The organism is Dyella halodurans (genome assembly GCF_026283925.1).
Classification (GTDB): Bacteria; Pseudomonadota; Gammaproteobacteria; order Xanthomonadales; family Rhodanobacteraceae; genus Dyella; species Dyella halodurans.
This window is the reverse complement of sequence record NZ_JAPDPF010000009.1, coordinates 11,896-37,724: the sequence shown is the minus strand read 5'-3', so window position 1 is coordinate 37,724 and position 25,829 is coordinate 11,896. Positions and strand designations below refer to the sequence as shown.

Sequence of the window (25,829 nt, the reverse complement as noted above, 5' to 3'; positions counted from 1 at the left end):
GCGCACGTTGCGCCCCGCTCCATGGTCACGCTTACTTCCTGCCGAGCGCCGCCTGTTCGATGATCCTGGCGACGACCTCCGGCTTCGACACATAAATCGCATGGCTGCCGCGCGTTTCGACCACGGTCGAGCCCGCGCGCTTGGCCATCATCTCCTGCGCCGGGGGCGGAATCATGTGGTCTTCCGTGGTGACCAGATACCAGCTCGGCTTCGACTTCCACGCCGGCACCGTCACCTGGCCGCCGAGGGCTTGGACACCCCATGGCACCTGCGAGTCCGCCATGAAGCTGGCTTCGTCGGCGGGGACGTCACCCGCGAAGGCGGCCGCGAACTTCGCGCGATCGAGGAACAGGAAGCCATCCTGCGGCGGCAGGATAGGCGGCTGCGACGCGCCCGGCGGCGGGTTGGCGATCAGGGACTGGACTGACTCGCCCTGGTCGGGAGCGAACGCGGCGATATACACCAGGCGCTGGACCTTGGGATCGGTGCCGGCTTCGGAGACGACCACGCCGCCGTAAGAGTGGCCGACCAGAACGACGGGGCCATCCTGCTTGGCAATGGCGCGCCTGGTGATGGCGACGTCATCGGCCAGCGAGGTGGTGGGATTCTGCACGATGGTGACGTTGTAGCCGTCCTTCTTGAGGATGTTGTAAACCTGCTGCCAGCCAGAACCGTCGACGAAACCGCCATGCACGAGCACGACGTTCTTGACGGCTTCCTGGGCCTTGGGGGCGGCGGCGTGGGCGGTGGAGGCCAGGGCCATGGCGGTGGCGGCGGCGAGACCAAGAGCTTTGATGTACATGGGATACTCCAGAGGTTGGTTGGCGAATCGGAACGGGGACATGCATCGCGTGGAAGAGTGCCGGTGGTGCGATTGATCTGGGGCGCAGCTTGCGCGCCGGCGTCCCAACGCACCATCGGTTGAATGACCGAGGTTGGCGCGGGGACGGTGGCGCTAGACTTCCTGCCCATGAACATCTCCCGATCCTCCGTGGATGTGTCCGCCGTGGCCTTGCTCGACGTGATCCGGTCGATCGCGTTCGTGGGCGATCTCGCCATGGGGCAGCCCATCGATCACTCGCCAAAGGTCGCCTGGATGGCCGGGCAACTGGCCAGGGCCGCGGCTGCCGATGAGGCCGCCTGCACGGAGGCCACGACCGTCGCGCTGTTGCGCTGGTCAGGCTGCACCGCCAATGCGCCGGAGTTCGCGCAGCTGTTCGGTGACGACGTGGCTGGCCGCAATGCACTGCTCGCCATCCAGTCCTCCAGCGGCGGCTTTCAATCCCATTCCAGCACCAGCGGCATCGGTTCGGCCTTCCTCTCGTTGTCGCGCATCCATTGCGAGGTGTCCGGGGATATCGCCCGGGAGCTGGGCCTGGACGAGGCGACCCAGTTCGCCCTGGGTCATCTGTTTGAAAGCCACAACGGCAGCGGGGCTCCCGCTGGCCTGCGCGGCGATCAGGTGCCGGCCTCCGTCTACATGGCTTCGCTCGCCGGCGACCTCGATATCTTCCATCGCCTGTATGGTCTGGAGCAGGCCTGTCAATTGATCGGCCAGCGTGCCGAGGTGTTGTATCCGTCTGCTCTGGCCTCGCTGCTCATCGACAACGCCGCGTCATGGCTGGCGGAACTTGAAGGCGATCCGACGCTGTCGGGACCGTGTTCACTCGAGACGGCGTTTTGCGGGCGTACCACGTCGTTGGAAATCCTGGCGCATGTGATCGACTTGAAGCTGCCCTGGATGACCGGGCACTCGCGGCGCGTGGCGCAGCTGGCCCTGAACGCGGCGATCGAGCTGGGCCTGGACTCGGCTCGCCAGCAGAAGGTGTACCGCGCCGCGCTGATCCATGGCATCGGTCGTGCCGCGGTGCCGAACATGATCTGGAATACCCCGGGCAAACTGGCGGAGTCGGCGTGGGAGCGGGTGCGCCTCGTGCCGTATTGGACTGCACGGGCTGCGCGGCAGATCGGTTCCCTCGCCGGCGAGGCGGAAGTCGCGTCGTATGCCTATGAGAGGCCGGATGGATCCGGTTACTACCGCGAGGCCAGGGCCGGGACCATTCCTATCGAAGGGCGCATCCTGGCGGCTGCATTGGCCCTGGCCGCCCTGTGCGTCGCGCGCCCATGGCGAGAGGCCTGGGAGGAGGGCGCGGCAGCTTCGTTGTTGATGGCCGAGGCGGCCGCCGGTCGCTACGACGCGGAGGTCGTCCGCGCACTGTTGAAGGTGCCGCGAGCGAGCAGGAGCAAGCCCGTCGCCGCACCGTCGAGCAGCCTGCTGACGGCGCGCGAGCGCGATGTGCTGCGCTGGATCAGCCTTGGCGCGAGCAACAAGCAAGCCGCGCAAAAGCTGTCGATCAGCCCGAGTACCGTGCGCACGCATATCGAGAGCGTGTTCCGTAAATTGGAGTGCACCACGCGCGCGGCGGCGACCTTGAAAGCGACACAGCTGGGCTTGCTTTAGATTGCCTGGGTCCGCGCCCGGTCGCGCTCTCGATCCTGCGGGCGACGGCGTCCGCAGGTGCGGCGCGCTGGCTTAGAATGGCCGCCTTTGACCCAGGTCGAATCTTCTGCAGCGGTTGCGGATTGCGTTTGCCCGAAGCTCCATCGCCATCGAGATTTGTGTGATCAGGAACCAGCCATGAGCGACATCGATGCCCGTCTGGCGGCCTTGGGCTTGACGCTGCCGCCTCCCTTCACGATACCTGCCGGACTGAGCCTGCCGTTCGAGTTCGTGCAAGTGTGCGGCACGCGAGTGCTGATCTCCGGCCACGGACCTCAGGGCGCCGATGGCTTGATGGCCGGACCGTTCGGCAAGCTCGGCGCCGAACTCTCGGTAAGCGAGGGCTACCAGGCAGCGCGACTGGTCGCGCTGTCCATGCTCGCCAGCCTCAAGCGCAGCATCGGCGACCTCGAACGGGTGCATCGCTGGCATCGTGTCTTCGGCATGGTCAACTCCGCACCCGGATTCATCCAGCAGCCGCAGGTCATCAACGGATGCTCGGATCTCATCCTTGAGTTGTACGGAGCGGAGCGCGGCGCCCATACCCGCAGTGCGGTCGGCATGGCCGAGCTGCCGTTCAATATCCCGGTGGAAATCGAGGCTGAACTTTCGCTGCGCTCTTGAGCTGCGGCAGATCTTGCTAGGCAGACCCCGCGGCGAAGCCGACCCCTCGGTGAGCCGCCATGCTGCGCAAGCCAATGCAAACGCTTTTGCGCTGCCATTCGATCATGGACAAGCCTCGAGCATCATCCGCTGCGCTGATTAACGTCAACCCTTGGCGAGATCCTTCCGAGATCAATCAAGCTGATGCTCTTGCTTCCGCCAACCAGGCCCGCTAGCGGGTTCTGTTCAACCACGAGCGGATGCGTCGCATCCATGCGCCGGTCTGGTCCGGGTTCCATGCGAAGGTCGCCACGCTTCGGGGCGGCATCGTGTATTCGAAACGGGTCGGGCCTTCGGCCACCGAAACGAGGCGAGCCGCGGCATTGCTGTTCACCATCACCAGCACGATCGAGCCGTCGTCGGCGTTCTGGAATGCCACGTTGTCGATGCCCTTGTCCGGATCGGTGGAAGCCACGCGGACGGCATCGGGCAAGACGAACTTGCTGAAGTGCGCCAACGCGTAGTATTCGTCGTTGCGACTCACCGCCCCCGTGTGCGAGTCGATCGTGATGACGCCCTTACAGGCGGCGCAGCCGCCGAAATGCGGGCCGTGATTCTCGTCGAGCGCCAGGTTCCAGTACACGACGCCGCGAGCCCACTGCCTGATCCCGGCGATCAACAGGTCCCGCGAAAACCACAGCAACTCGCCGTTGACGCTGGACGCCCAATCGCCTCCGGAACACTCGGTGATATACGCATCCTTTGCAGTGAACGCACGATGGACGCGACCCTCCGCATAGGGGCTGCCTTCGTAGCAATGCCAGGCAACGCCATCGATATAGCGTGCAGCATCCGGACTGGCCAGTACTTCCAACGGCTGCTCGGGATGGCTCCAGTTGTGATCCCATTCCAGCAGGCGTGTTTTCGGGCTGCGGCTGGCCAGCTTCGGGCCCAGGTATTGCGAGACGATGCGTGCCCGCGTGGCCGCGGGCATTTCCATGCCCGGGTAGGTGATCGGTATGAAGCCGGGCTCGTTCTGCAGGGTCAAGGCAAAGATCGGGATGCCATAGCCGCGGTAGGTGTCGAGGTACTTGATGAGATAGTCCGCATAGGTACTTTCGTACTGCTCCAGCAACTCCCCGCCGATCAGGTTTTCGCTGGTCTTCATCCATGCCGGCGCGCTCCACGGCGAGGCGATGATGCGCAGCTCAGGATGGATGGAAAGCACCTCGCGCACCGTCGGTATCACGTCGCGCAAATTCGCCGTGACATTGAAGTGCTGCAATTGCGGGTCGACCTGGCCGAACGGGACATCGTCCAGCGTGTACGGCTGCAACGAGAAATCCGAGGCCCCAATGGTCAGGCGCATCATGTTCAGGTTGAGGTTGGGCGGTGGCCCATACAACTCCTGCAACAAGTCACTGCGCTGCCGCTCATTCAGGTTGTTCTGCAGCAACGAGGCCGACGAGTCCGTCATCGCCGCCCCGAATCCGACCATGGTTTGGTAGGTCCGGTGCACGTCGATGACCACATCGGCCGGCACCGAGCCGCGGGCGCTCATCGCGATAGGAGGCTGCTGCATCAGCTTCAGCCGACGATCTGCCGTGCTCAGCCACAGCTCGACAATCGGCAGGATCGGCCGCGTCGACGGGATCAGCTTAGGCCCTATCGTGGGGGGCTTGAAACGCGGCGCAAACAGGACAGCCGCCGTGAGCAGGGTGAGCAAAGCGATGAAGACGGCAGCCGCCCAACTGGAGTCGGACTTGCGTTCATCCATGGCGTGCAAAAAGCCCATCGCTCGCGTTGCAGTTCACTTGGATCACGAGGCTCCCAGGCGTTCGCATCAAAACAGGGCAGGGTCGACTTTCAAAACCAGGTTGGGTTCAATCCTTTCAAGCCCGGGAGTGAACCCGACGCCGCAGCCGCAGCATAGCGAACCTGACGGCGTTTTGACGTGGATTCGTCCGGTCGACGCCGTACCCATGGGGTGCGGGGTACGGCCTGTGTTGGGAGAATCCATCGAAACCACGGGCCACATTGGTGGCGCGGGCCGCGTCGCGAAGAGTTTGTAAAAATGCGACGGGATGGTAATAAGGCGTGCCCCTACCGCAGAGCCCTGACATGATCGACCTGCCACCGTTCCATCTCGCTTTTCCGGTCACCTCGCTGGCAAACGCGCGCGCGTTTTATGGCGAGCTGCTGGGTTGCCCGGAAGGCCGTTCCAGCGAAAGCTGGGTGGACTTCGATTTTTACGGTCACCAGATCGTGGCCCATCTGGCCCCTGAGGAAGCGCGCGCTGTCGCCGCACACGACGTGGATGGCGACGATGTACCGGTGCGCCACTTCGGGGTGGTGCTGTCGATGGACGACTGGCAGGCGCTGGCAGCACGCCTGGAAGCCAGGGGCACGCGCTTCGTCGTTGCCCCGCATATTCGCTTCAAGGGGCAGCCCGGCGAACAGGCCACCATGTTCCTGCTCGACCCCTGCGGCAATGCGCTGGAGTTCAAGGCCTTTGCCGACCGTTCGCAGTTGTTTGCGAAATGAAGGCGGAAGACCTGCAGCGACTGGTGACCATCAACATGCCCTATGGCAAGTACCAGGGCCGCCTGATCGCCGACCTGCCTGGTGCCTATCTCGCCTGGTATGCGCGCAAGGGCTTTCCACCCGGCGACCTGGGCAATTTGCTGGCCCTGGCGCTTGAGCTTGATCACAACGGCCTGAAGTCGCTGCTCGATCCGCTGAGAAAGCGGAAGTAGCCCGGTACCGCCAGACCGGTCATGCGCAAGGATGGCAGGCCGGGTAGTCGATACGACGTTTCGCAACGCCAGTCGCGCAGGAGCGGCGTAAGCCGTGGTTGCCTCGTGGGCAGGGTGAATGTACCCATGGCGCGACATGAAGTGACGATTGCGGCGTGCCGCAGGAAGGCCGGGCCATGCGACTTCGATGGATGTTCAGCTGCCTTGCGTGGCTCGCCTTGTCGGCGTATGCGGCGGAGCCTGTGTCGCGCCTGGCCAATCATCCGGCGATCAAGCTGGTGCTGGATGGCAAGCCGGCGGATCTTCTCGATCAGGCGGCATTGGCATCCATGCCGCGCGCCAGCGTAAAAGCGGCGGCGCCTGGCGAGCAGCCGAGTACCTGGCAAGGCGTAGCGCTTGAAGACATCGTCGGCCGCACCTGCGTGGCGTCAGGCGATGCGCTGGTCGGGCGCGCCCTCTCCAGGTTTGTCCGGGTCACTGCGGCAGACGGCCAGCAAGTCGTGTTCAGCGCGGCCGAGCTGCACCCGGATTTCGGCCATGCCCAAGTGATCCTGGCGGACTCGAGAGATGGCAAGCCGCTCGCGCAAGACGCGCCCTTCAGGCTGATCGTGCCCGGGGACAAGCGCGCCGATCGTTGGCTGAGCTTTGTCACGACGGTCGAAGTCGTGGATGCGTCGACGCCTTGAGCATGCGCATGCCGTCTGCGCAGGCCCGATGACGGGCAGGTCAGGTTCCACGCCCCTCCGCTTGGCCAACGCCCTCCACTTGGTTCTCGTCGGTCCCGCGCAAAGCAAAAGGCCCAGCCGCAATAGCCGGGGCAATCGCATGCTGTCGCAGGCGAGGGCGGCGAAGCGTCGTGGGATTTCAAGCTAGCCCAGCGCTTCCAAGTTCCGCCATGGCGTGGTTATGCTCGCCAAAACCCTGGGGTAGACCTGCCGTGCGCGAACTGTATCCAGAGATCGAACCGTACCTGACCTATCGCCTGGCCGTCGACGATATTCATGAGTTGCACGTGGAAGAGTGCGGCAACCCGGATGGCCTGCCCGTGGTCTTCCTGCACGGCGGGCCCGGTGCGGGTGTATCGGCTTATCATCGCCGCTTCTTCGACCCACGGCGCTTTCGCATCGTGCTGTTCGATCAGCGCGGCGCCGGCAAGTCCACGCCGCATGCGGACCTGCGCAACAACACGACCTGGCATCTGGTCGACGATATCGAGGCGATCCGCGAGCACTGCGGGGTCGAGCGCTGGGTGGTCTTTGGCGGCTCCTGGGGCTCGACGCTCGCGCTTGCCTACGCGCAGACGCATCCCGAACGAGTGCTTGGCCTGGTGCTGCGCGGCATCTTCCTTGGACGTCCCGCCGAAGTGCGCTGGTTCAACGAGCTCGACGGCGGTGCCCGCTGGATCTTCCCGGAGCGTTGGGCCCACTTTCTGGCGCATATCCCGGTGGAGGAGCGCGGCAACATGGTTGAGGCTTATTGGCGCCGGCTGGATAGCGACGACCAGGCCGTGCGCCTCGCAGCCGCGCGCGCCTGGGGCTACTGGGAAGGCGGCAGTACCACCCTAGTCCACGATCCGCAGGAGCCTGGCATTTTCGAGGATCCGCAGGCGGCGATCGGCGTGGCGCGCGCCGAGGTTCATTATTTCCGTCACGGCGTGTTTCTGGAGCCCGACCAGCTGCTGCGAGACGTCGAACGCGTCCGCCACATTCCGGCAACGATCGTGCATGGGCGCTACGACATCATCTGCCCGGTGAAGAATGCCTGTGACCTGGCCGAGGCCTGGCCCGAGGCCGGGCTGCACATCGTGCTGGCTGGCCATAGCGCCGCCGATCCGGCGATCGTCGACGTCCTGGTACAGGCTACGGATTCGCTTGCCGATCGCTATATCTAGCCAGTCACTCGGCTAGATGACCTGGCCTGCTCGGATCTTCCGAATGCGTGGAGTATCGTGGCCTCCTCATCGCAACGGGAGACATGTCATGGTCAACGTGGCGTTGTTCGTTCGCCTGGAGGCGAAGCCCGGAAAAGAGCAAGCCGTTGAAGACTTCCTGATGGGTGGGCTGGCGCTAGTGCAGGAGGAGCCGGCTACCACGGCGTGGTTCGGCATCCGCCTGGGGCCATCGACCTTCGGTATTTTCGATGCGTTCCCGAACGAGGCCGGCCGGCAGGCGCATTTGTCCGGCAAGGTCGCGGCAGCCTTGATGGCGAACGCAGGCGAGTTGTTGTCCGCACCACCATCGATCGAAAAGGTCGATGTGCTCGCGGCGAAGCTGCCCGGCTAGGCAGATCCCGGGGCCATCTGGACCCGCCCCGGGGCGGTTAGGCCGCGATTGGCGTATTGACGGGTCTACCCGCCAGCCACAAGGCGAGGTTCCTGACATAGCGCTCGATCGAGCGCTGTGCCTCCGGTGCGTGCGCGAGGGCGTCGCCCGGTGCTTCGGTGACAAAACTTGGCGCCCCCATCGAGGGATTCCAGTTGTAGTCGGCAAAGTGATGGAAGGTGGATTCGGCAATGGCGGGCCCGCCATCGGACGACGGCTCGAAGGCCACCACCAGGTTGAATTCGGTCCCGCTGAGCTTGCTGCAGCCTTTGGCGATCACGCGAGCCGATGGATCATCACGGGGCTTGTCCACGGCGCCTTCGTGCGGATGCGCTGGAAGGGAATGCACCATGCCGCCGGGAGCATCCGGATCGGTCAACACCGCATGCAACGGCCCGTTGATATCGACGTGCTGGAAATCGCCGTTCGCACCCGAGTGATAGTTGGGCCAGAGAATATTCGGGGTGAACGTGTCATCGCGATGATGATGTGAAGCATCGGGGTCGGGATGCCTGGAATGGAAGAAATGCGCGTCGCCAACGCCTCCCAGCGTGCATACCGAGCTGCCCAGGTCCATGTGGTCGCGCGTCACCAGCAAGCCGCCGCCACGCTGGCGAAAGCGCGTGATCGCCTCGCAGTCCTCGGCGGTGAGGCCGTCGCCCGTGTCGACGGCAAACAGCCACAGCTCATCGAATGCAGTGGCGTCGAGTTGCGACAGCACGCTGTCTGGCGCGCCGATGGGATCGCGGTCGCGCGCAACGACTTCAAACAAGTTGTCGCCGGCAGCATCGCGCAGATCGGCGAGGTAATCGTGCAGGAGACTGAAACGTCCAATGTGCCAGTCGTCCTCGACCGTGGGTATGGTCGTTTGCAGAAGAATCCTGCTTGGTGTCGCCATGGCGCCGGTCCTCGGATCAGTAGTAGCGGGGAATCGGACCGAGCTGAGGCGTCATGCGGTCGCGCAAGTCGAACATGACTTCGTCGACGTAGCACCAGCCCCAGCCCTCCGGCGGATCGTAACCTTCGATGATCGGATGCTGCGTTTGATGAAAATGCCTGGTCGCATGCCGATTCGGTGAATCGTCGCAGCAGCCCACGTGTCCGCAGCTGCGACAGATGCGCAGGTGCAGCCAGACACCGCCGGACTTCAGGCATTCCTCGCAACCACGAGCGCTGGGCGTGACGTCCTGGATCGAGGCGAGATGGCTGCAATGGGTCGTCATCAAAGGCTCCGTCGAACAGGGCAAGAGTGCCGCTGTTTACCATAGGACGACGTGAAGACAGCGCCATGCGCATTCGGGAGTTTGGCTTGCCATGCATGATTGGGGATCGGTTTCACGTGGCTCGACGTCATGGCTGGGCCGTGTAGGCTCACCCACGCGCGAGACGATGAGGTGTTCACGATGCGTCTACGCCTGTGATCGCAGGCCCGTCCCAGGATGCGCCGGTGTGCTTCGTCGCGTCGCGCGGACAAAATGTGGGGCGTCCTCGTCGAATGTCGGAATCGACTTGAAGGCGGCTTCGCCCAGCCCCGCCATGATTTGTCGATTTGCTCCGCTGCCGTTCGTCATAGTCGTGGGATGCGCGCCCGTGGAAACCGGAGCCGCGTCTCCGTGGCGTACATTCCTGTCGTTCCGGCGTGACCAGCCCCATGGCTTTCAAGCATGGCGGGATCACGACTTATCCATAACGTCCCCTCGCAGGAGCAAGCAACATGCAGTTCGTTCCGTACCTCAATTTCGACGGCCAATGCCGTGAAGCTTTCGATTTCTACGCCGCCGCATTGAATGGCAAGGTCACTGCGCGCATGACCTTCGGCGAATCGCCCGTGGCCGGGGAGTTGCCGTCCGAGTTCCATGGCCGCGTCATGCATGCGCAGCTGGAAAGCGCAGGTGCCATCCTGATGGGTGCCGACGGTCCGCCGCACAGCCCGCCGCAGAAGGGACTGGTGAACATCATGGTCGACACGCCCGACGAGGCCGAGCGCACGTTCAAGGCCCTGGCCGAGGGCGGGGAGGTGGGCATGGCCATGCATGAAACGTTCTGGGCCCATCGCTTCGGCATGCTGACGGACCGCTACGGCAAGGCGTGGATGGTCAATTGCCTGAAGACGCCGGGCGGCTGAGCATCCCGCGATCGGCTTGCGCGGCACGCGGCCCGACCTCGACAGCGGGGTGGCCGCTCCAGGCCTTCCGCCATGGAGGATGGCGTCGCCGGTGCCAATAGGCTCCGTGGCGTGGTGGGTCGGTAAGCCACGCGATGCAGGCGCCTGCATCCAGGCCGGTGGTTTCCAAGCCACAATCGGCTAGGCTCGCTTGCAGACTCAATCCGGAGGCTGCCCTTGGCCCGCATCAAGCTTTCCTGCGAGCGCGGACGCTCGATCGAACTGGATACCGCGCGCACCGCACTCGGCTGCATCGACTTCCAGGCTGATTTTGTCCTGCCCGAGGGGCGTGCCGGGGCCTTGGGCTTGCCCATCGAGGTACTGCTGGCGGCCCTGCCTGCGGCCCAGCGTGCACTGTCCGCGGCCCGCGAAGCCGGGATGTTCGTGTTCTTCACGCGTGAGTGCTATGCGCCCGACTTGTCCGACCTCAATGCGTTTCGCCGTCAATACGATGTGGCGATCGGCTCACCCGGGCCACTGGGACGCTTTCTGGTGAAGGGCGAGCGGGGAACCGAGGTCATTGCCGATATGCGCCCCAGGGATGGGGAGCCTGTCATCGACAAGGCAGGCTTCAGCGCCTTCCATCAAACCACCCTGGATACCGTATTGCGCGTGCGCGGCATCGATACGCTGTTGCTGATGGGCTATACGACGCAATGCTGCGTCGCCTCGACCTTGCGGCAAGCGGTGGACCTGGGCTACGCCTGCATACTGCTGGCCGATGCCTGCGCAGCCTACGACCCTGCCGATCACGAGGCGACCGTGCGCGTGATGTATAGCGAGGGCGACAACTTTGGCTGGGTCAGTGATTCCCAACGTTTGGCTGACGCCTCGCAGTCGATCGAGCATTGAGCTAACCCCACTCTCCGGTGACTGCAGCGCGCGGCATTTTCGACGGTCACCTAGGCTCGAGGTCACATACCTGCCGAAATCCTCGCGGGCGGACGATCCGCGCGAACAAGGCAAGGCCCGGTGAAACTCGCGCCCATGGCTCGGCGATTGAAAGACCGTACACGGCAAACGCTGCACTTCGAAACAGGCACCGCACGACTTCATCAAGCTGTCGCGTCGCGCAACCGAAATCCTCGCAGCGCGTGAGCGGGCCCGGACTTGCCTGGTTCAAATCAAAGCGACGGATTAGGGCGAATGCCGCCCGGCAGGCACAAATAGACCACGGAAGCCCTGGGATTCCTGGGGTCTGTGGCGGTCAGGGGTTCCTGGGTGGTGGTCATCCATCCCGAGGAATCGACCCGGTTGCGCGCCGATTCCAGGCAGGCCGTCTTTTCTGAAAAAGCATCTTCGGGATAGAAGGCCATGGAGGGGGCGAAAGAGGCGACGATTCTGGGCGAGCGCCAGAGTATCCAGCGGCTTGATTTTCCGACGGTCTCCTCCAGCACCCGTTGCATGTCTACCAACTTCTGCCGCGCTTGCAATTGGCCAGATTCCAGCTCCGTCACCCGTTCTTGCAGCCGAACCAAGGTCTGCGTCTGCGTTTGTTCGCCAGATTGGCCGCACGCAGCGATGACGCTGCAAAGTAGACACGCCGTCAGCAATCTCCAGTGCCGCATCATTCCCCCTGTCGCCTGGTGTGTTTTTTCTTCGATGCGGCCGCTGCCGGTCCGCCTGCCTGCCGCCGCCGCGGCAGCCGATGCCGCGTTTCGTCAGTAAGAAGGACAGGTTGTCTTGTCGATCACTTGAGGTACGCCGCCTCCCGTGTGCAACAGGACGATGGACCTTCCCGAAGAATCGGAGCCCTTGTAGATGCCGTACAGGCTCGCTGCCGTGATGGGTTGTGCGGCCGTCGCGGTGCGCGTGACATAGCGATTGCCCACGCGAGTCGTATACGTGTACGCACTGGTCTGGCCGCTGTGCCGGCTAAGGCCATTACTGATATTGATGTGAAGCCCGTTGCTTACGGCTGCCAACTCTTCACTGGTGGCCTGCTTCAATACGACGCCCGACCCAAGCGGATTGCCTTCATCCACCAACTCGTAGGTCCCGGCACCGTTGGCGCGAACTTCGATGGAACGGGAAATGCGGCCTTGGGTGGTGACAAAGCAGCCCACGAATTGATCAAGGCCGCGCACTTCGATATGCGTGGCCTGCACGTTTGCACCTTCGCAGGGTGTTTCCTGATAAGCGACGTCGCCACCTTTCGTGCACTTGTAGATGTCAGCTGTCGCGCCGATGGGAAACATTGAACCCAATAAAAAGACGTGCACGAGCAAGACCTTGGCGTGACTGCCAATCCATCGTTCCACAACCAGCCCCCTGGTAGACGTAATCCTTGGTGATAGTGCCGCTTCGGCCGGCCGCTGCTTCCTGCCGCCTATGGTCCGGCGACATCGTAGCGAATTACGGCCTGGATTGCGGGTACTCAAACATCCAGCCAGCCCTGCCTATCAGCCATGGGTCGCCTGACGGAGGTCATCCCGAGCAGCCCCTCGGTCTTGTCCGGTTTGCAGGTTGAAGCCGATAGGAATCAGCAGCCATGCGTAAAGGGATTGCCAGGATTTGCGCAAGTGGCTGGCTGCATGGTGCCGCCAGGCCCCCTTGGTCGCGTACGCTGCGTGCCCCCAACGTCGCGTCTCGGCCAGGAAATGGTTGCCATGGAACATCGGATCGTGACGCTGCCGTCGTTCACCGTGGTGGGCATGGAACACCTGGTGCGCGGCTCGGTCGATGGCATTGGCCAGCTGTGGCGGCGCTTCATGCCACGCGAACACGAAATCGTCGGTCGCGCGGAACCGGAGGCCGCCTATGGCGTATGCCGTCTGTTGGCGGGCGGCAGCGCGCGCTATGTGGCTGGCCTGCCCGTTCTCGCCGATGCGTCGGTGCCCGTGGGCATGGTGAAGTTCGAGGTGCCGGCGCAGACGTACGTGGTGTTCACCCATCGCGGCACGGCAGCGCAGATCGGCGACAGTTTCCAGGCCATCCATACGCGGCTGCTGGCAAGGCTGGGCTTGCGCGCCACGGGGGGCGTGGAGTTTGAACGATACGACGCCCGCTTTACCGGGCCGGAGGATCCGGCAGCGGAAACGGATCTCTACATTCCGGTCGACTGACGCGCGCTCAGGCGGCCAGCTGGTTGATGTAGGCGCCGGTCAACGCTTCGTTGATGGTCCCCGTCAGCAGGCGCGCCAACTCGGCATAACCCTCGGCGCGCGGCACGCGTGCCCGCTTGGGGGCGCCGCCAAGCAGGTCGATCTGATGGCCGCCGCTGGCATCGGAAAGGCAGGCGAATGCGCAGGCGCGAGGGGAATCCAGGAAGACGCGCATTTCGACGACGGCCGCGGCGCCGATGCTTTCGGCATCGTCCGGCAAGATCATGATGGTCAGCGAGCGATTGCCCGTGCGGCGGAGCTGGCGAAGGCATTCCTCAAGCTCGACGACCAGGCGGTGTCCTTCCGGCAGCTGCAGGTCGCGAAAGAAGACGGACTCCATTTCGGCAACGATCTTGCGCACTTCATTCTCGATGCGACCCAGGAACCCCGTGCGCAAGTCCTGGCGCGTATAGCGCACCGGCATGGTGGAGACCTGCACGTCGTTCTTGCGCACCAGGGTGGAGTGGTTGATGCGCGTGAAGGTCAGCCCGGCTGCCTCATAGCTCTGCTTGGCATTGTGCCCGCTGATGCCGGCAAAAGCGGCCCAGGCGGCCTTGAGGTAGGCGATGTTCGGCGGCGACTGCAGCATGCGTATTCCGTCCTGGTGGGTCCGAGGGCGCTGCGGCCTTGGCTAAGCGGCCACGCGGCTCCTCGTGATCGAGGCATGAACGGGTTATCGGCGCCCCTGCGGGAAACTTCAGCGGCTCCGGGCGGCCAGGGTCCAGGCATGCATGACTTCTGTCCTACGGCGGCTTCAGGGCCGCGCAAGCTATAAGGACAGGGCAGGGAAGATCGCATCCCGTCCCCCAGCTCACGCAGGCCACAATCGCGTGCCTGTGGCGAGCGGGTGACGGGTTTCGTCGCGGTGGAGTGCTGATCGCCTTCACGGGAGCGACGAGTCTGAGTTTGTTTCGAATGCTTTTGGACGGCTGCCGTCAGCGCGCCGGCTCTGGCCGACACGGTGAACTGCGTGCCCATCAACCCCTGGGGAGTGAAGAACGGCATGACTCGATTGAAAATGCGGCCGCTGCTGACGGTGGCCTGCCTGCTGGCGACATTTGGCAGTGCCATGGCGAGTGGCGAAGAAGGTCGCGGTGACGGCGGCATGCTTGGGTTTACCCCCTTCGGCGCCAACGATCAGCGCAGCCTGGAGCAGCGCTTCGACGCGCAGCTCGACCCCGCCGACCAGCGCGCCTGGCTCAAGCAGATGTCGTCCGAGCCTAACCAGGTGGGCGCGCCGCACGACAAGGCGAATGCCGAGTTCATGCTGGCAAAGTTCCGCGAATGGGGTTGGGACGCGCATATCGAAACCTTCAGCGTGTTGTATCCCACGCCGAAGAAGGTCGCACTGGAATTGCAGGGTGCACATCCCTACACCGCCAAATTGAACGAGCCGGCCGTGGATGGCGATGCCACTTCGGGCATCAAGGACGGCGTGCTGCCCCCGTATAACGTGTACGGCGGTGACGGCGACGTCACCGCGCCGCTCGTCTATGTCAACTACGGCATGCCCGACGATTACAAAGAGCTGGCACGTCGCGGCATCGACGTGCGCGGCAAGATCGTCATTACGCGCTATGGCGGTGGCTGGCGCGGCTTGAAGCCCAAGCTGGCGCAGGAGCACGGCGCCGTCGGCTGCCTGATTTATTCCGATCCGCGCGATGACGGCTATGGCGAGGGCGATACCTATCCGAACGGTGGCTGGCGTCCGGCCGATGGCGTGCAGCGTGGTTCGGTCGCGGACATGCAGCAATACCCCGGCGATCCGCTGACCCCCGGCATCGGTTCGACGCCGGGCGCCAAGCGACTGGCGCTGAAGGATGCGAAAACCATCCTGAAGATTCCGGTGCTGCCGATTTCCTATGCCGACGCCACGCCGCTGCTGCAGTCGCTGACGGGGCCGATGGCGCCGTCGGGCTGGCGCGGTTCCTTGCCGCTGACCTACCACGTGGGGCCCAGCTCGGCGCCGGTGCATATGACGGTGCTGTCGGATTGGGGACAGAAGCCGGTGTACGACGTGATCGCCACCCTCACGGGTTCCAGCGAGCCCGATCAGTGGATCGTGCGCGGCAATCATCATGACGGTTGGGTGTTCGGCGCCTGGGATCCGCTGGCTGGCAATGTCGCGCTGATGGCCGAAGCGAAGGCCATTGGTGCGCTGTACAAGGAAGGCTGGCGGCCGAAGCGCACTCTGGTCTACGCCAGCTGGGACGGTGAGGAGCCGGGCCTGCTCGGATCGACCGAATGGGCCGAAACCCATGCCAAGGAGCTGCAGCAGAAGGCCGTGCTGTACCTCAACTCGGATACCAACGGTCGTGGCTTCCTGAATGCCGGCGGCAGTCACTCGCTGCAGCATCTGGTGAACCAGGTGGCGGCTGGCGTGAGCGACCCGGAAACCAAGGTCAGCGTGCGCGAACGCCTGCGCGCCCGCATGCTGGTGGAAGGCAACGGCAAGAACGCCAGTCCTGGGCAGAAGGACGATGCCAAGCTGGCGGCGCAGGGCGGTGACCTGCCGATCGAGGCCCTGGGTTCGGGTTCGGACTTCAGCGCGTTCCTTGAGCATCTGGGCATCGCCTCGCTCGACCTTGGCTTCGGCGGCGAGGACGATAACGGCGGCATCTACCACTCGCGCTACGATTCGTTCGATCACTACGTGCGCTTCGGCGATCCGACGTTCGAGTACGGCGTGGCCTTGTCCAAGATGGCCGGCCATATCGTGTTGCGCACGGCCGACGCCAGCGTCGTGCCCATGCGCTTCGGCGATTTCAGCGACACGCTGGATCGCTACGTGGCCGAGCTGCACCAGCTGGTCGACAGCACCCGCACGGACACCCAGGAGCAGCACCAGTTGCTCGATCAGCACGCGTATGAGCTGGCCGCTGATCCCACGCGTCCGGTGGCGGCACCCGCACGCGATTCCGACGTGGCGGAGATCAATCTCGCTCCGCTCGATCAGGCCGCCAAGCAGCTCAGGCAGAGTGCGCAAGCCTATGAGGTGGCGTACAACGAACGCGCCGGCACGGGCTTCGACATGCCCGAGGCGCAGCAGCGCCAGTTGAATGCGCTGATCGGGCAGATGGAACAGGCCTTGAGCGACCCGGCCGGCCTGCCCACGCGTCCGTGGTTCAAGCACATGATCTATGCGCCCGGCATGTTGACCGGCTATGGCGTGAAGACCGTGCCCGGGGTGCGCGAAGCACTTGAAGCGCGCCGCTGGAATGAGGCGAATCAGTATGCAGTCGTCACCGCCAAGGTGCTCGACCGCTACCGTGCGCAACTCGATCAACTGACGGCGTTGTTGAAGAAGACGTCGTAGTCGATCGATAGCCGTTCAACGGGAAGGCAAGGCGATCCAGTGATGGATCGCCTTTTCTTTGCGCGGCGGCATGCTGTGGCGGAAGCGGCGGGGACGAGAAGGTGATCGCGCCTCGTCGTGCCGGCCGTCCCTTTGAAGCCTGCTCCCGCTGGCATCTTGAGGCGCTCGGCACCGAAATCCATGTGACGAAAACACGTGACTTGCGGCAAGCGAAGCCCTGTTGCGGGCGGGTGATTTGACAGGGTCGACATATCCACTGGCGAGGCATGGCGGACCCGCGAAATTTCTGAGAAAGTCGCGCATCAACGCTCGCAGGCAGGCTTGCGCCCATGACGCAGAACATCTACGACAACCAGGACTTCTTCGACGGTTATAGCCGTCTTAACCGCTCGATCGAGGGTCTGGATGGCGCACCGGAATGGCCGGCTCTAAGAGAGCTCCTGCCGAACCTGCAAGGCGCCAAGGTAGTGGACCTCGGCTGTGGCTACGGCTGGTTTTGCCGTTGGGCGCGAGAGCAGGGGGCCAAGCATGTGCTTGGCCTGGATCTGTCGGAGAAGATGCTCGAGCAGGCACGGGCGCTGACTACGGACGACGCCATCACCTACGAACAAGCCGATCTGGAGATGGTCGACCTGCCCGCAGCGAGCTGTGACCTGGCCTATAGCTCACTGGCGTTCCACTACGTCGAGGACCTGCCCTGGTTGTGGAAAAACGTTCATCGCGCCCTGGTGCCGGGAGGCCGGATGATCTTTTCCATCGAGCATCCGATCTATATGGCGTCGATGCATCCGGGCTGGATCGAAGGCGCTGGCGGTCGCAAGGTCTGGCCGGTCGATAGTTACCAGGTGGAAGGGAAGCGCGTCACCGACTGGCTTGGCAAGGCGGTCATCAAGCAGCACCGCAGGATCGGTTCGCTGCTCAATCTGCTGATCAGGACCGGCTTTTCCATTGCCCACGTCGAGGAGTGGGGACCGACCGAAGCACAGGTCAGCTTGCGCCCGGAACTCGCCGAGGAGAAAGAGCGCCCCATGATGCTGCTGGTGGCGGCGAGCCGATAGCGCCGCCCTGGCCGGAGAGAGGCTTCGATCGCGTAGATAGGCATGGCGTGTCCGCCATCATCGGTGCGGGTCGAACCTAGTCGTCCGTTTCCGGCGCCGTCAGGTAAGCCAGTTTCCGCTGTTTCGGGAGCTGCTTGATCTCCCACTCCGCGCGCGACGCCGCGGCGCGGTTCTCATAGGGTTTCGCGCCGAGCAGTCGTCGCGGCGGATGCGCACGGGTGTAGCGCGCACCACGCCCGCCAGCATGGGCCTCGTAGCGCGCGGCCAGATCGTTGGTGATGCCGGCGTAGAACGAGCCATCCTGGCATTCGATCAGGTAGAGGCACCATTGGCGCGCAGCCGGCGGCGCGGATTTCTTGCCCGTCACGATGCCTGCTTCACGGCGAGCCCGATAGCGACGGGTTTTCGACCGCGTTCCTGGCGGTCATGAAGATCTTGGCGACCACCGCCACGATCCAGCCGAAGACCAGCATGGCGGACAGGTTGGCGATAAAGCTGTAGGTGCTGAAATGCGGCGTGGCATGCAGCGCCGAGAGCGGCACGACGACATAGTTCATGACGAAGAAGATCACCACGCCGTAGGCGATGCCCCAGGTGGGCCAGTTGCGCGTCCGTGCAATGTGACGGTGCGTGGCGAGCACGAAGATGGCGGCGATGATGATCGACATGCCCCACTGCAACAACATCCCCAGCACGGCGATGGCCGGCCCACCTGCGAGTGCGGCCTTGCCGAGCACGCCGCCGGCGATGTACTTGAGGATCACCAGCGGGTTGTAGCCGCTGATCACCGAGGCCGCGCCGATATCCAGGGTGCCGGCAATGAAACCGCCCCAGAGCGTGGCGGCGAGAACGGGGTGGCGCGTACGGGTCATCGGGGTCTCCAAGGGCGTGCGTCCAGGGCCGCTACTCTAGTGAGCTGCCATGCCGATGGCGATAGGCCTTCTTTCAGGGGGCGCCATGCTTGCTTGAATGCGTACGCGGCCCGACCAGCCCAGGCGATTACAGGTTGACCATGGAGCGGAGTCTCTGCGCGGCGGTCCATGGCAGGGCGACCAGCGGCGGCGCATGGTGGAGGATGTGGTCGAGTTTGTCGGCGGCCCTGCTCTCGATGGCCTTGACGCCCAGGGCCATCAGGTCGAAGTCGACCAGGCCCGCCGGATGGATGCCTCGATACCAATGATGCGTATCCGCTTGCGCGGCCTGCAGGCGCCGGGCACGTTCCTCCAGCAGCGCCACCAGGGCATCCTGGGCGGGCCCGTCGAAATTGCCCTGGGCGGCCGCATCCCAAACCAGCAGATAGTCCGCTACCCGGAGGTCGCCGATGAGGGTGGTGGCCGCGAGATCATCGAGACTGGTTCGGGCGTAGTGGCGGACGAACTGAATCGGCTCGCCGGCCCGCGGGTCATCTGGCAAGGCCTGATAGAGGTTGAGCAGTTGGCGCGGCGACCACGAGGCGGCGGCAAGGTAGCCGCGTCCCTTTGCCCGTGGCGACGGCGCCGTGGTTTTCGAGTAGCGCCATTCAAACAGGCCTGCGATCTGCAGCAGATCGCCTTCGTAGCGCGACACCCAGGCGGGGCCGTCGGTGAAATGCAGCAGCAGGTACCCGGCAAACAGCCCGATCCCGGCCCAGGCATCGCCTGCTGCGCGCAACAGGCTGGTCGCCTGCTCGTACCGTTCGAGCATCAGCGCAATCGATGCTGCGTCGCGTAACAAGGTTCCCCGGCAAGCGTGCCTGACGGAGTCCGCGACATGACTGTTGTGGCTTTGCGCGTCGGCGCGCTGTACCAGAAAGTCGATGCGGCCCGTCGTGCCCATCGGCGCATCCTGCACGGCTTCCATCAGAAGTACTCCCGCATGTTGGTGATCGCCGAGGGAGGTGTGTAGTGCGGGTTTTCATAGACATCGGTGGGAGCCGTGCGGTCCTCCGCGGGGTCCCACCATTCGATGCGCTCGATCTGATTGGCCGGGATATAGACCTTGGCGGTGATTTCGCCCTCCAGTTGATAGCGCGACCACCGGTGGTAGACGTTGAGGTCGCGCACGGCTTCGGCGACGGCCGACAATTCAACCGCGGGGTTCAGCCCGACGATGACCCAGCCGTAGAACAAGGTGCCCGGGTGTTCAAACGCATGGGTGGCAAAATCCAGTGCGGTGTCCTTGGCCGAATACATGAAGTTCGCGCTGAGCAGCGCATCGCGTTCGATGCAGCCAGAAGCAAGCGAGATAAAAGCGCTCTGGTGGCCGAAGTTGTCATAGTCATGCAGGTGACGATCGAGATGCTGCTCGGTCAACTCGGCCACGACGTCGCTAGGCTGGAACACACCGAACTTCACGTTGCGCAGCCAGTTCGACTGGATGCCGATATCGTCATCCAGCCATTGCCGCGCGTCAGGCCAGCTCAGTCCCCGGGGGTCTTCTCCCGAAATGCCCTTGATGAACTTCTGGATGTACATGCGTCAGCTCCTCGACCGGGCCAGCGCGTCCAATACGAGATGAATCAGCTCGTCGGGGCGATCGGTGATTCCAAAGGCATGTTCCGGGCAGGGGCGTTGCGCGCTGCCGACATAGAAGATCAGCGGCGGCGCGTTGCGTCGGCCGGCCAGCGTATCGGCGAAGTGCAGGCCTGCCGTGTCGTCGCCATCGCGGCTGATATCGGAGAGCACCAGGTCATAATTGGCCAAGTCGAGCTTGGCGAAGGCCTCGGCGCTCGTAGCTACGCGCGTGATATGGATGCCCGCCTGTTCGAACAGGCGCGACTCGTTGACGATACCCGTGGGTTCGTCGTCCACCCATAGCAGCCTGGCACCCTTGGTCAGCCCGACGGAAGCAGCCAATCGACGGGCGACCCTGCTGATGGCATCGTTGCCGATGGGTTTTCCGCGCGCGGCAGCGGCGGCTTGCAGATCGTCGCGAAGTTCCAGCTCGACGCCCGCAACGCTGACCTTGTCCACGCGCCCGAGCAGCTCGCGCAGGGTATCGCGACCTATCCAGAGCAGCACGCCCACCAGGACCAGCGCCCAGAACACATGGGGGAGCAGCGCGACAAGCGAAGTCCACGGACTCTCCGGGGCGTCAGCCGATCTCAGCATGATCTCGCGCATGGTCCTGTCCTTGCCGATGCCGCGAGTCTCTCGATGAGCGTCGGCTGGGCTTGCCAAAAGACGTGACGGGTGCTGCAACGAGCCTGGGATCAGGCCGCTCAGCGACCACGCACGCTATTCCCAGTGTCGTGATTTTCACGTTGAGCCCCGGGACCGAGGCGGCGTGGAGGGGAATCGGCCAATTTACTTTCCCGCGTCGTGCCGACACCATGCCGTCCATGTTGTTTTCTGACGCCAGGAACGGGCCCTCCGAAACGCTGGTCGCGGACCTGCGCGACTACCCCGAATGGCATCGCGGGCGGGTCCGATACGGCCTGTGGTTGGCACCGGTGATGGACGAAGCGCTGCATGGCTATGTCGCCGCGGTGCGGCAACAACTATCCGACTGGTTGCACCCCATGCCGCAACGGCAGCTGCACCTCACGCTTTTCGTGTGTGGCTTCGAACAACCGACGAGCGGGGCGGATGATGACTTCACGCCGGCGCAGCTGCGCCGCCAGATCGAGCAGTTGGATCGGGAGCCCGGCGCGCGCTGCGTGCTGCCCCTGGGACCGGTAGACAGCTTCGCGACCGCCGCCTTCATTCCGGTGGGCGACCCGCAGGGACGACTGTCGCGATGGCGCCATGCGTTGGGCGGCGCCGGCCGCGAGATACGCCAGGCCGCCTATGTTCCGCACATCACCCTGGGCCTGTACCGGCGCAAGCTGACGGGGGAGCAAGTGCGGGCACGCCTGCGAGACATCGACTCGCCACCTCGTTCGCTGACGGTGAGCGAACTGCACTACGCCACCTACAACGCACAGGCTCACTTCGGCCCGTTGGAGAGCCATCATCGAATGGCGCTCCCAGCGGTAACGGGGTGTGTGGGGCCGCTGGACTGCCTCGTGATGGAATGACCCAGGTCAGCGCATCGACGAAGCTGGGATGCAAAAGGCGTTTTCGCGCCGGCGGGTAGCCCCGTCATCGCGATGCCTGTCGTTCCGGTGAGCGCGCAGGTGTGCCGTCGAGGTCGTCCCGCTATCAGGTAAGCAGGGTACGGGCATGAAACGGCAGGTGCGTGGCGCCGGTACCTTCGACGGCCGGCGAGGCTAGCGCCAGCCTTTCCTTGTTGCCATCGATGACGACCAGGATATGCCCCGAGGCAATCTCGGCCTTGAACTTGCGATGGATGACGTCGGGCACCTCGGAGCCGACCAGGGCGCCCGTCCAGCACCCCATGGCAGCGGCGGCGACGGCAATCGCGCCGGCACCCGCCAGCGTGACGCCCAGTGGCGGAATCGCCACGGCGACCAGGCCCAGCACCACCCCGGTACCGCCGCCACAGGCAACGCCGCGCAGGGCCGCGGGGTAGAAGTCGGTGCGGCCCGTCATCAGGTGATCGGGAATGTCGTCCTGCTCGATATCGTCGCGGGCGATCAGCGAGATGTCGTTGTCGGGTATGCCCGCGCGCAAGGCGGCTTCCATGGCGGCGCGCGCGCCAGCCAAGTCCGGCGTGCTGAAAACGCAACGGGATTTCATCTGACCCTCCAGCCACGCCGGCGCAAGGTGCCCACATGCCAGAGGTGGAACGGGTTGGACGCCGCCTATGGCAGCAGGCTGGGAACCCGGCCACATTCTTGCGCGACAGGGGGAACGCCGTGTGATGGCGTTGTTATCGCGGGGGCGGGTCCAGGCAGCCGTTGCGTCTGCTCCAACCCGCGGGGCGCCGGCTGGCCAGGCTTCTCCTGGGCGTGAGGTCTTCAGCGATGCCAGCGGTGGGCCGTTATCTGGCGTGCTTGTTTGCGCTATGTTGTGCTGCTTTCCTTTGAAGTTTCGCGCATGGGCTCACGTCGTTCCTCGCCTTCCGATAGCCAAGCCGATCTGCTGGGAGGTGGGTCGACGGAAGCTGCGGCAATCCATCGGCTGTTCTTTGCCTTGCTGCCGGGCGAGGCGGTATGCGGGCACGTTGAACGTGCTGCGCGCGAAGTGGTGGCCACGCAGCACCTGCGGGCACGGCTGATCCGTCCCTCCCGTTATCACGCCACCCTGCATTTTCTTGGCGACCACCCCTTGTTGCGCAGCGATATCGTCACGGCGGCGATAGGCGCGGCCGGCAAGGTGCACTGCGCGCCGTTCGAGCTGGTGCTGGACCATGCGGCAGGCTTCCACGGTCGCGAGCCGCCCTGCGTGCTGCGCTGCTCCAATGTGCCGTCGGCGCTGCAGACGCTGTGGCAGGACTTGCGCCAGTCACTGCTGCTGGCCGGGCTGGGCGCGCAACTGTCGCGCAACTTCACCCCGCATGTGACGTTTGCCTATAGCCGTGGTGCGGTGCCGCAGCCGGCCCCCATCGGCCCGATCACCTGGCGCGTGGAAGGATTCGCGCTGCTGCACAGCGTGGTGGGCGGAGGGGAGTACCGGACCCTGGATGCGTGGCGCTTTTCCGCCCTCTAGCCAACGCCACACGGCCGTCCAAAACGGCTTGAAATATCTTTGCAACAGGTGGTGCATCCCGGCGCTTGAACACGACATACTCACGCCTCCTTCCGACGCTGGCGAGATGCTCCATGTTCAAACCGTTGTCCGCTGCACTGCTGACCCTGCCGGTCGCCATCGCCGCCCAGGCCACCACCCTGGACGCGAACCAGGCCCAGGCGCGCGATATCTTCAGCCACCTCATCGCGTTCAAGACCGAGATCGGGCAGGGGCAAGTGCCGGTGATGGTGAAGTACCTGGCCGACCAGTTCCGTGCGGCCGGTTTTCCGGAATCGGACATCCACATCATTCCGCATGGCGAAACGGCGGCCATGGTGGTGCGCTATCGCGGCAACGGCACCGGCGGCAAGCCGATCGCCTTGATGGCGCATATGGACGTGGTGACGGCCAAGCCGGAAGACTGGCAGCGCGACCCGTTCAAGCTGACGGAAGAGAACGGCTACTTCTTCGGGCGCGGCACCGAGGACATCAAGAGCGGCGTCACCGTGTTGGCGGCGAATTTCATCCGCTTGAAGAAAGAGGGTTTCGTGCCTACGCGCGACCTGATCATCGTCTACACCGGCGATGAGGAAACCACGCAGGACACCATGCAGGACCTGGTCGAGCATCATCGTGACCTGGTGGATGCCGACTTCGCGCTCAACACCGACGCCGGCGGCGGCGAGCTGAGCGAGAGCGGCAAACCGCTGGTCTATGGCCTGCAGACGGCCGAGAAGGCCTATGCCAGCTTTGAGCTGACCACGCGCAACCCGGGCGGCCACAGCTCGCTGCCGCGGCCCGACAATGCCATCTATGAACTGGCCGACGCGCTGAAGAAGGTCCAGGGCTACAGCTTTCCGGTGATGTGGAACGACACCACGCTGGCCTCGTTCAAGGCACTGGGCGCCACCACGCAAGGCAAGCTGGGTGAGGCCATGCGCGCGTTCGCGCAGGATCCGCACAACCAGGCGGCTGCTGACGTGCTGGCGGCCGAGCCGTCGGAAGTGGGCAAGACCCGCACCACCTGCGTGGCGACCCTGCTGCGCGGCGGCCATGCCGACAACGCGCTGCCGCAATCGGCCACGGCCACCATCAACTGCCGCATCTTCCCTGGCGTGGCCGTCGCCACCGTGCAGAAGACGGTGCAGGACCTGGTGGGTCCGAAGGTCGAAGTGAACCTGGTCGGCAAGGCCATCTCCAGCGATGCCTCCCCATTGCGCCCCGACGTGCTGGCGGCGGTCACCAAGGCCGTGCACACGATTCGCCCCGGCGTGACGATTACCCCGGAACAGGAATCGGGTGCCACCGATGGCCTTTACTTCCGCGCCGCGGGTATTCCCACCTATGGCGTCAGCGGCCTGTTCATGAAGAACAGCGACGCGTTTGCGCATGGTCTGAACGAGCGCATTCCGGTGAAGTCGTTCTATGACGACCTGGCTTACTGGCATGTGCTGCTGACCACCGTGGCTGGTCCGTCTTCGGCGAAATAAGCCGTCGACGCCTGTTCACGCTGCGCGCATGCCCAGGCATGGATCGTGAGCAGGCGCCTGGCCTGGCCAAGGTCTCCGTGCGGGTTACGCGGAGGCATTGACCAGGCGCTTATGCCAAAGGGCATGGCGCGGGTTACCCTGTAGGGGCGCACAATGGCACGCCCCTCACCTGACTACGGAGTTCGTCATGCGTCCTACCGTTCTTGCAGTGCTGGTTGCTCTTGCTTTCCCTGTCACCCTCGCGGTGGCTGCGCCACAGGCCGCCACGACTGGCGCCGTGCCGGCGTACGTCATCGCGGCCATCAACGATCCGGCGCGCAAGGACGACAGCGCCAATGACGATCGCCGCAAGATCGCCGCCCTGGCCACCTTCGCCGAGGTGAAGCCGGGCCAGAAAGTGGTGGACCTGATCCCCGGTAGTGGCTATTTCACGCGCGTGTTCAGCGCCATCGTCGGGCCGACGGGGCGCGTTTATGCCGTGTGGCCGAACGAATACGGCAAGGAGGCCAAGTCCGACGTGCAGGCCTCCAAGGCGCTGGTCGCCATACCGCATTACGACAACGTCGGCGTGCTGATGGTGCCGGCGGCGCAGTTCAAGACGCCGGAGAAGGTCGACCTGGTGTTCACCTCGCAGAACTACCACGATTACCCGGATGCCTTCATGGGCAAGGTCGACCCGGTGACGTTCGACAAGCAGGTGTTCGACTCGCTCAAGCCCGGCGGCGTGTTCGTGGTCGTGGACCACGTGGCCGAAGCAGGCTCGGGCATGCGTGACACCGACACCTTGCACCGGATCGATCCGGCCATCGTGAAGAAACAGGTCGAGTCGGTCGGTTTCGTGTTCGACGGCGAAAGCGACGTGCTGCGCAACCCGGCCGATCCACACAACATCAAGGTATTCGACAAGTCGATACGTGGTCATACGGACCAGTTCGTCTATCGATTCCGCAAGCCCGGATAATGGT

The 25,829-nt window shown here is 64.2% G+C and carries 30 protein-coding genes; 17 read left to right on the top strand and 13 right to left on the bottom strand.

Annotation, left to right across the window (positions count from 1 at the left end):
* Positions 1 to 31 precede the first annotated feature (31 nt).
* Entirely contained in the window at positions 32 to 802 is a 771-nt protein-coding gene (locus OUZ49_RS16895; protein ID WP_266151765.1) for an alpha/beta hydrolase, read from the bottom strand.
* Positions 803 to 970: 168 nt separating this feature from the next.
* Here OUZ49_RS16895 and OUZ49_RS16890 point away from each other — a divergent pair, with 168 nt between their 5' ends.
* The 3 genes from OUZ49_RS16890 (at position 971) to OUZ49_RS16880 (ending at position 3,339) form a co-directional block, all read left to right on the top strand.
* Positions 971 to 2,461, top strand: coding sequence for an HD domain-containing phosphohydrolase (locus OUZ49_RS16890; RefSeq protein ID WP_266151764.1), 1,491 nt, complete (start codon positions 971 to 973; stop codon positions 2,459 to 2,461).
* A 177-nt stretch (positions 2,462 to 2,638) separates the two neighbouring features.
* The gene (locus OUZ49_RS16885) at positions 2,639 to 3,124 is read left to right on the top strand and encodes a RidA family protein (RefSeq protein WP_266151763.1); all 486 of its coding nucleotides are present in this window, start codon (positions 2,639 to 2,641) and stop codon (positions 3,122 to 3,124) included.
* 59 nt (positions 3,125 to 3,183) lie between these two features.
* Positions 3,184 to 3,339 carry a hypothetical protein gene (locus OUZ49_RS16880; protein WP_266151762.1) on the top strand — a complete coding sequence of 52 codons (156 nt, stop codon included), beginning with the start codon at positions 3,184 to 3,186 and terminating at the stop codon, positions 3,337 to 3,339.
* Here the strand turns inward: OUZ49_RS16880 and OUZ49_RS16875 are convergent.
* Positions 3,336 to 4,880, bottom strand: a complete 1,545-nt coding sequence (locus OUZ49_RS16875; protein ID WP_266151761.1) for a glycoside hydrolase family 30 protein — start codon at positions 4,878 to 4,880, stop codon at positions 3,336 to 3,338. The two genes, OUZ49_RS16880 and OUZ49_RS16875, sit on opposite strands and share 4 nt — an antisense overlap.
* A 344-nt stretch (positions 4,881 to 5,224) precedes the next feature.
* On the opposite strand from OUZ49_RS16875, the gene OUZ49_RS16870 reads away from it, so the two are divergent.
* The 5 genes from OUZ49_RS16870 to OUZ49_RS16850 all read left to right on the top strand — a co-directional run bounded on the left by OUZ49_RS16870 (position 5,225) and on the right by OUZ49_RS16850 (position 8,141).
* A complete protein-coding gene (locus OUZ49_RS16870; protein WP_266151759.1) occupies positions 5,225 to 5,647 on the top strand; it encodes a VOC family protein in 423 nt (140 codons plus the stop codon).
* Complete coding sequence (locus tag OUZ49_RS16865) at positions 5,644 to 5,859, top strand: DUF3820 family protein (protein WP_266151758.1); 216 nt, start codon at positions 5,644 to 5,646, stop codon at positions 5,857 to 5,859. Before OUZ49_RS16870 ends, OUZ49_RS16865 begins: the two co-directional genes overlap by 4 nt.
* A gap of 176 nt (positions 5,860 to 6,035) precedes the next feature.
* Positions 6,036 to 6,545 (top strand): molybdopterin-dependent oxidoreductase, encoded by a 510-nt coding sequence (locus tag OUZ49_RS16860; protein ID WP_266151757.1) that lies wholly within the window; start codon positions 6,036 to 6,038, stop codon positions 6,543 to 6,545.
* Between the two features lie 251 nt (positions 6,546 to 6,796).
* Positions 6,797 to 7,750, top strand: coding sequence for a prolyl aminopeptidase (gene pip / locus OUZ49_RS16855; protein WP_266151756.1), 954 nt, complete (start codon positions 6,797 to 6,799; stop codon positions 7,748 to 7,750).
* Between the two features lie 88 nt (positions 7,751 to 7,838).
* Complete coding sequence (locus OUZ49_RS16850) at positions 7,839 to 8,141, top strand: putative quinol monooxygenase (protein ID WP_266151754.1); 303 nt, start codon at positions 7,839 to 7,841, stop codon at positions 8,139 to 8,141.
* Positions 8,142 to 8,178: 37 nt separating this feature from the next.
* On the opposite strand, the gene OUZ49_RS16845 is transcribed toward OUZ49_RS16850, so the two are convergent.
* Positions 8,179 to 9,078 carry a hypothetical protein gene (locus OUZ49_RS16845; protein WP_266151753.1) on the bottom strand — a complete coding sequence of 300 codons (900 nt, stop codon included), beginning with the start codon at positions 9,076 to 9,078 and terminating at the stop codon, positions 8,179 to 8,181.
* Positions 9,079 to 9,094: 16 nt separating this feature from the next.
* On the bottom strand, positions 9,095 to 9,403 hold the full coding sequence (locus OUZ49_RS16840) for a UBP-type zinc finger domain-containing protein (protein ID WP_266151752.1): 309 nt from the start codon (positions 9,401 to 9,403) through the stop codon (positions 9,095 to 9,097).
* A gap of 491 nt (positions 9,404 to 9,894) precedes the next feature.
* Between OUZ49_RS16840 and OUZ49_RS16835 the strand changes: the two genes are divergently transcribed.
* Complete coding sequence (locus tag OUZ49_RS16835) at positions 9,895 to 10,305, top strand: VOC family protein (RefSeq protein ID WP_266151751.1); 411 nt, start codon at positions 9,895 to 9,897, stop codon at positions 10,303 to 10,305.
* 216 nt (positions 10,306 to 10,521) lie between these two features.
* A complete protein-coding gene (locus OUZ49_RS16830; protein WP_266151750.1) occupies positions 10,522 to 11,196 on the top strand; it encodes a cysteine hydrolase family protein in 675 nt (224 codons plus the stop codon).
* A gap of 272 nt (positions 11,197 to 11,468) precedes the next feature.
* Here the strand turns inward: OUZ49_RS16830 and OUZ49_RS16825 are convergent, their stop codons facing one another.
* Both OUZ49_RS16825 and OUZ49_RS16820 read right to left on the bottom strand, forming a co-directional pair.
* On the bottom strand, positions 11,469 to 11,915 hold the full coding sequence (locus OUZ49_RS16825) for a hypothetical protein (protein WP_266151749.1): 447 nt from the start codon (positions 11,913 to 11,915) through the stop codon (positions 11,469 to 11,471).
* A 90-nt stretch (positions 11,916 to 12,005) separates the two neighbouring features.
* A complete protein-coding gene (locus tag OUZ49_RS16820; RefSeq protein WP_266151748.1) occupies positions 12,006 to 12,605 on the bottom strand; it encodes a hypothetical protein in 600 nt (199 codons plus the stop codon).
* 348 nt (positions 12,606 to 12,953) lie between these two features.
* Between OUZ49_RS16820 and OUZ49_RS16815 the strand changes: the two genes are divergently transcribed.
* Positions 12,954 to 13,409: a GyrI-like domain-containing protein gene (locus OUZ49_RS16815; RefSeq protein ID WP_266151747.1), complete on the top strand. Its 456-nt coding sequence runs from the start codon at positions 12,954 to 12,956 to the stop codon at positions 13,407 to 13,409.
* A 7-nt stretch (positions 13,410 to 13,416) separates the two neighbouring features.
* Here the strand turns inward: OUZ49_RS16815 and OUZ49_RS16810 are convergent, their stop codons facing one another.
* Entirely contained in the window at positions 13,417 to 14,037 is a 621-nt protein-coding gene (locus tag OUZ49_RS16810) for a hypothetical protein (RefSeq protein WP_266151746.1), read from the bottom strand.
* Positions 14,038 to 14,451: 414 nt separating this feature from the next.
* On the opposite strand from OUZ49_RS16810, the gene OUZ49_RS16805 reads away from it, so the two are divergent.
* Together OUZ49_RS16805 and OUZ49_RS16800 are read left to right on the top strand one after the other, a co-directional pair.
* Positions 14,452 to 16,764 (top strand): transferrin receptor-like dimerization domain-containing protein, encoded by a 2,313-nt coding sequence (locus OUZ49_RS16805; RefSeq protein ID WP_266151745.1) that lies wholly within the window; start codon positions 14,452 to 14,454, stop codon positions 16,762 to 16,764.
* A 329-nt stretch (positions 16,765 to 17,093) separates the two neighbouring features.
* On the top strand, positions 17,094 to 17,822 hold the full coding sequence (locus OUZ49_RS16800) for a class I SAM-dependent methyltransferase (RefSeq protein WP_266151744.1): 729 nt from the start codon (positions 17,094 to 17,096) through the stop codon (positions 17,820 to 17,822).
* Positions 17,823 to 17,898: 76 nt separating this feature from the next.
* Here the strand turns inward: OUZ49_RS16800 and OUZ49_RS16795 are convergent, their stop codons facing one another.
* The 5 genes from OUZ49_RS16795 to OUZ49_RS16775 form a co-directional block, all read right to left on the bottom strand.
* A complete protein-coding gene (locus tag OUZ49_RS16795) occupies positions 17,899 to 18,189 on the bottom strand; it encodes a GIY-YIG nuclease family protein (protein ID WP_266151743.1) in 291 nt (96 codons plus the stop codon).
* A 10-nt stretch (positions 18,190 to 18,199) separates the two neighbouring features.
* Positions 18,200 to 18,694: a hypothetical protein gene (locus tag OUZ49_RS16790; protein ID WP_266151741.1), complete on the bottom strand. Its 495-nt coding sequence runs from the start codon at positions 18,692 to 18,694 to the stop codon at positions 18,200 to 18,202.
* 127 nt (positions 18,695 to 18,821) lie between these two features.
* Entirely contained in the window at positions 18,822 to 19,661 is an 840-nt protein-coding gene (locus OUZ49_RS16785) for a hypothetical protein (RefSeq protein WP_266151739.1), read from the bottom strand.
* Positions 19,661 to 20,275, bottom strand: coding sequence for a hypothetical protein (locus OUZ49_RS16780; protein ID WP_266151737.1), 615 nt, complete (start codon positions 20,273 to 20,275; stop codon positions 19,661 to 19,663). The genes OUZ49_RS16785 and OUZ49_RS16780 overlap by 1 nt, the downstream gene beginning before the upstream one ends.
* Before the next feature lie 3 nt (positions 20,276 to 20,278).
* Positions 20,279 to 20,923, bottom strand: a complete 645-nt coding sequence (locus OUZ49_RS16775) for a response regulator (protein ID WP_266151736.1) — start codon at positions 20,921 to 20,923, stop codon at positions 20,279 to 20,281.
* Positions 20,924 to 21,051: 128 nt separating this feature from the next.
* Here OUZ49_RS16775 and OUZ49_RS16770 point away from each other — a divergent pair, with 128 nt between their 5' ends.
* Positions 21,052 to 21,819: a 2'-5' RNA ligase family protein gene (locus tag OUZ49_RS16770; RefSeq protein WP_266151734.1), complete on the top strand. Its 768-nt coding sequence runs from the start codon at positions 21,052 to 21,054 to the stop codon at positions 21,817 to 21,819.
* Between the two features lie 124 nt (positions 21,820 to 21,943).
* Here the strand turns inward: OUZ49_RS16770 and OUZ49_RS16765 are convergent, their stop codons facing one another.
* Positions 21,944 to 22,441 (bottom strand): hypothetical protein, encoded by a 498-nt coding sequence (locus tag OUZ49_RS16765; protein WP_266151733.1) that lies wholly within the window; start codon positions 22,439 to 22,441, stop codon positions 21,944 to 21,946.
* 300 nt (positions 22,442 to 22,741) lie between these two features.
* On the opposite strand from OUZ49_RS16765, the gene OUZ49_RS16760 reads away from it, so the two are divergent.
* From OUZ49_RS16760 to OUZ49_RS16750, 3 genes are all read left to right on the top strand, one after another.
* Positions 22,742 to 23,353, top strand: coding sequence for a 2'-5' RNA ligase family protein (locus OUZ49_RS16760; RefSeq protein WP_266151732.1), 612 nt, complete (start codon positions 22,742 to 22,744; stop codon positions 23,351 to 23,353).
* A gap of 113 nt (positions 23,354 to 23,466) precedes the next feature.
* On the top strand, positions 23,467 to 24,864 hold the full coding sequence (locus OUZ49_RS16755; RefSeq protein WP_266151731.1) for a M20/M25/M40 family metallo-hydrolase: 1,398 nt from the start codon (positions 23,467 to 23,469) through the stop codon (positions 24,862 to 24,864).
* A gap of 187 nt (positions 24,865 to 25,051) precedes the next feature.
* Positions 25,052 to 25,825, top strand: a complete 774-nt coding sequence (locus tag OUZ49_RS16750) for a class I SAM-dependent methyltransferase (protein WP_266151730.1) — start codon at positions 25,052 to 25,054, stop codon at positions 25,823 to 25,825.
* Positions 25,826 to 25,829 lie beyond the last annotated feature (4 nt).

Excerpts from the sequence above, each read along its gene's own strand:
- OUZ49_RS16810 (WP_266151746.1), bottom strand. The coding sequence starts at position 14,037 with ATGCTGCAGTCGCCGCCGAACATCGCCTACCTCAAGGCCGCCTGGGCC.
- OUZ49_RS16860 (WP_266151757.1), top strand. The coding sequence starts at position 6,036 with ATGCGACTTCGATGGATGTTCAGCTGCCTTGCGTGGCTCGCCTTGTCG.
- OUZ49_RS16890 (WP_266151764.1), top strand. The coding sequence starts at position 971 with ATGAACATCTCCCGATCCTCCGTGGATGTGTCCGCCGTGGCCTTGCTC.
- OUZ49_RS16825 (WP_266151749.1), bottom strand. The coding sequence starts at position 11,915 with ATGATGCGGCACTGGAGATTGCTGACGGCGTGTCTACTTTGCAGCGTC.
- OUZ49_RS16800 (WP_266151744.1), top strand. The coding sequence starts at position 17,094 with ATGACGCAGAACATCTACGACAACCAGGACTTCTTCGACGGTTATAGC.
- OUZ49_RS16885 (WP_266151763.1), top strand. The coding sequence starts at position 2,639 with ATGAGCGACATCGATGCCCGTCTGGCGGCCTTGGGCTTGACGCTGCCG.
- OUZ49_RS16760 (WP_266151732.1), top strand. The coding sequence starts at position 22,742 with ATGGGCTCACGTCGTTCCTCGCCTTCCGATAGCCAAGCCGATCTGCTG.
- OUZ49_RS16780 (WP_266151737.1), bottom strand. The coding sequence starts at position 20,275 with ATGTACATCCAGAAGTTCATCAAGGGCATTTCGGGAGAAGACCCCCGG.
- OUZ49_RS16755 (WP_266151731.1), top strand. The coding sequence starts at position 23,467 with ATGTTCAAACCGTTGTCCGCTGCACTGCTGACCCTGCCGGTCGCCATC.
- OUZ49_RS16775 (WP_266151736.1), bottom strand. The coding sequence starts at position 20,923 with ATGCGCGAGATCATGCTGAGATCGGCTGACGCCCCGGAGAGTCCGTGG.
- OUZ49_RS16790 (WP_266151741.1), bottom strand. The coding sequence starts at position 18,694 with ATGACCCGTACGCGCCACCCCGTTCTCGCCGCCACGCTCTGGGGCGGT.
- OUZ49_RS16875 (WP_266151761.1), bottom strand. The coding sequence starts at position 4,880 with ATGGATGAACGCAAGTCCGACTCCAGTTGGGCGGCTGCCGTCTTCATC.
- OUZ49_RS16850 (WP_266151754.1), top strand. The coding sequence starts at position 7,839 with ATGGTCAACGTGGCGTTGTTCGTTCGCCTGGAGGCGAAGCCCGGAAAA.
- OUZ49_RS16750 (WP_266151730.1), top strand. The coding sequence starts at position 25,052 with ATGCGTCCTACCGTTCTTGCAGTGCTGGTTGCTCTTGCTTTCCCTGTC.
- OUZ49_RS16895 (WP_266151765.1), bottom strand. The coding sequence starts at position 802 with ATGTACATCAAAGCTCTTGGTCTCGCCGCCGCCACCGCCATGGCCCTG.
- OUZ49_RS16815 (WP_266151747.1), top strand. The coding sequence starts at position 12,954 with ATGGAACATCGGATCGTGACGCTGCCGTCGTTCACCGTGGTGGGCATG.
- OUZ49_RS16835 (WP_266151751.1), top strand. The coding sequence starts at position 9,895 with ATGCAGTTCGTTCCGTACCTCAATTTCGACGGCCAATGCCGTGAAGCT.
- OUZ49_RS16865 (WP_266151758.1), top strand. The coding sequence starts at position 5,644 with ATGAAGGCGGAAGACCTGCAGCGACTGGTGACCATCAACATGCCCTAT.
- OUZ49_RS16880 (WP_266151762.1), top strand. The coding sequence starts at position 3,184 with ATGCTGCGCAAGCCAATGCAAACGCTTTTGCGCTGCCATTCGATCATG.
- OUZ49_RS16870 (WP_266151759.1), top strand. The coding sequence starts at position 5,225 with ATGATCGACCTGCCACCGTTCCATCTCGCTTTTCCGGTCACCTCGCTG.
- OUZ49_RS16785 (WP_266151739.1), bottom strand. The coding sequence starts at position 19,661 with ATGGAAGCCGTGCAGGATGCGCCGATGGGCACGACGGGCCGCATCGAC.
- OUZ49_RS16805 (WP_266151745.1), top strand. The coding sequence starts at position 14,452 with ATGACTCGATTGAAAATGCGGCCGCTGCTGACGGTGGCCTGCCTGCTG.
- OUZ49_RS16765 (WP_266151733.1), bottom strand. The coding sequence starts at position 22,441 with ATGAAATCCCGTTGCGTTTTCAGCACGCCGGACTTGGCTGGCGCGCGC.
- OUZ49_RS16845 (WP_266151753.1), bottom strand. The coding sequence starts at position 9,078 with ATGGCGACACCAAGCAGGATTCTTCTGCAAACGACCATACCCACGGTC.
- OUZ49_RS16840 (WP_266151752.1), bottom strand. The coding sequence starts at position 9,403 with ATGACGACCCATTGCAGCCATCTCGCCTCGATCCAGGACGTCACGCCC.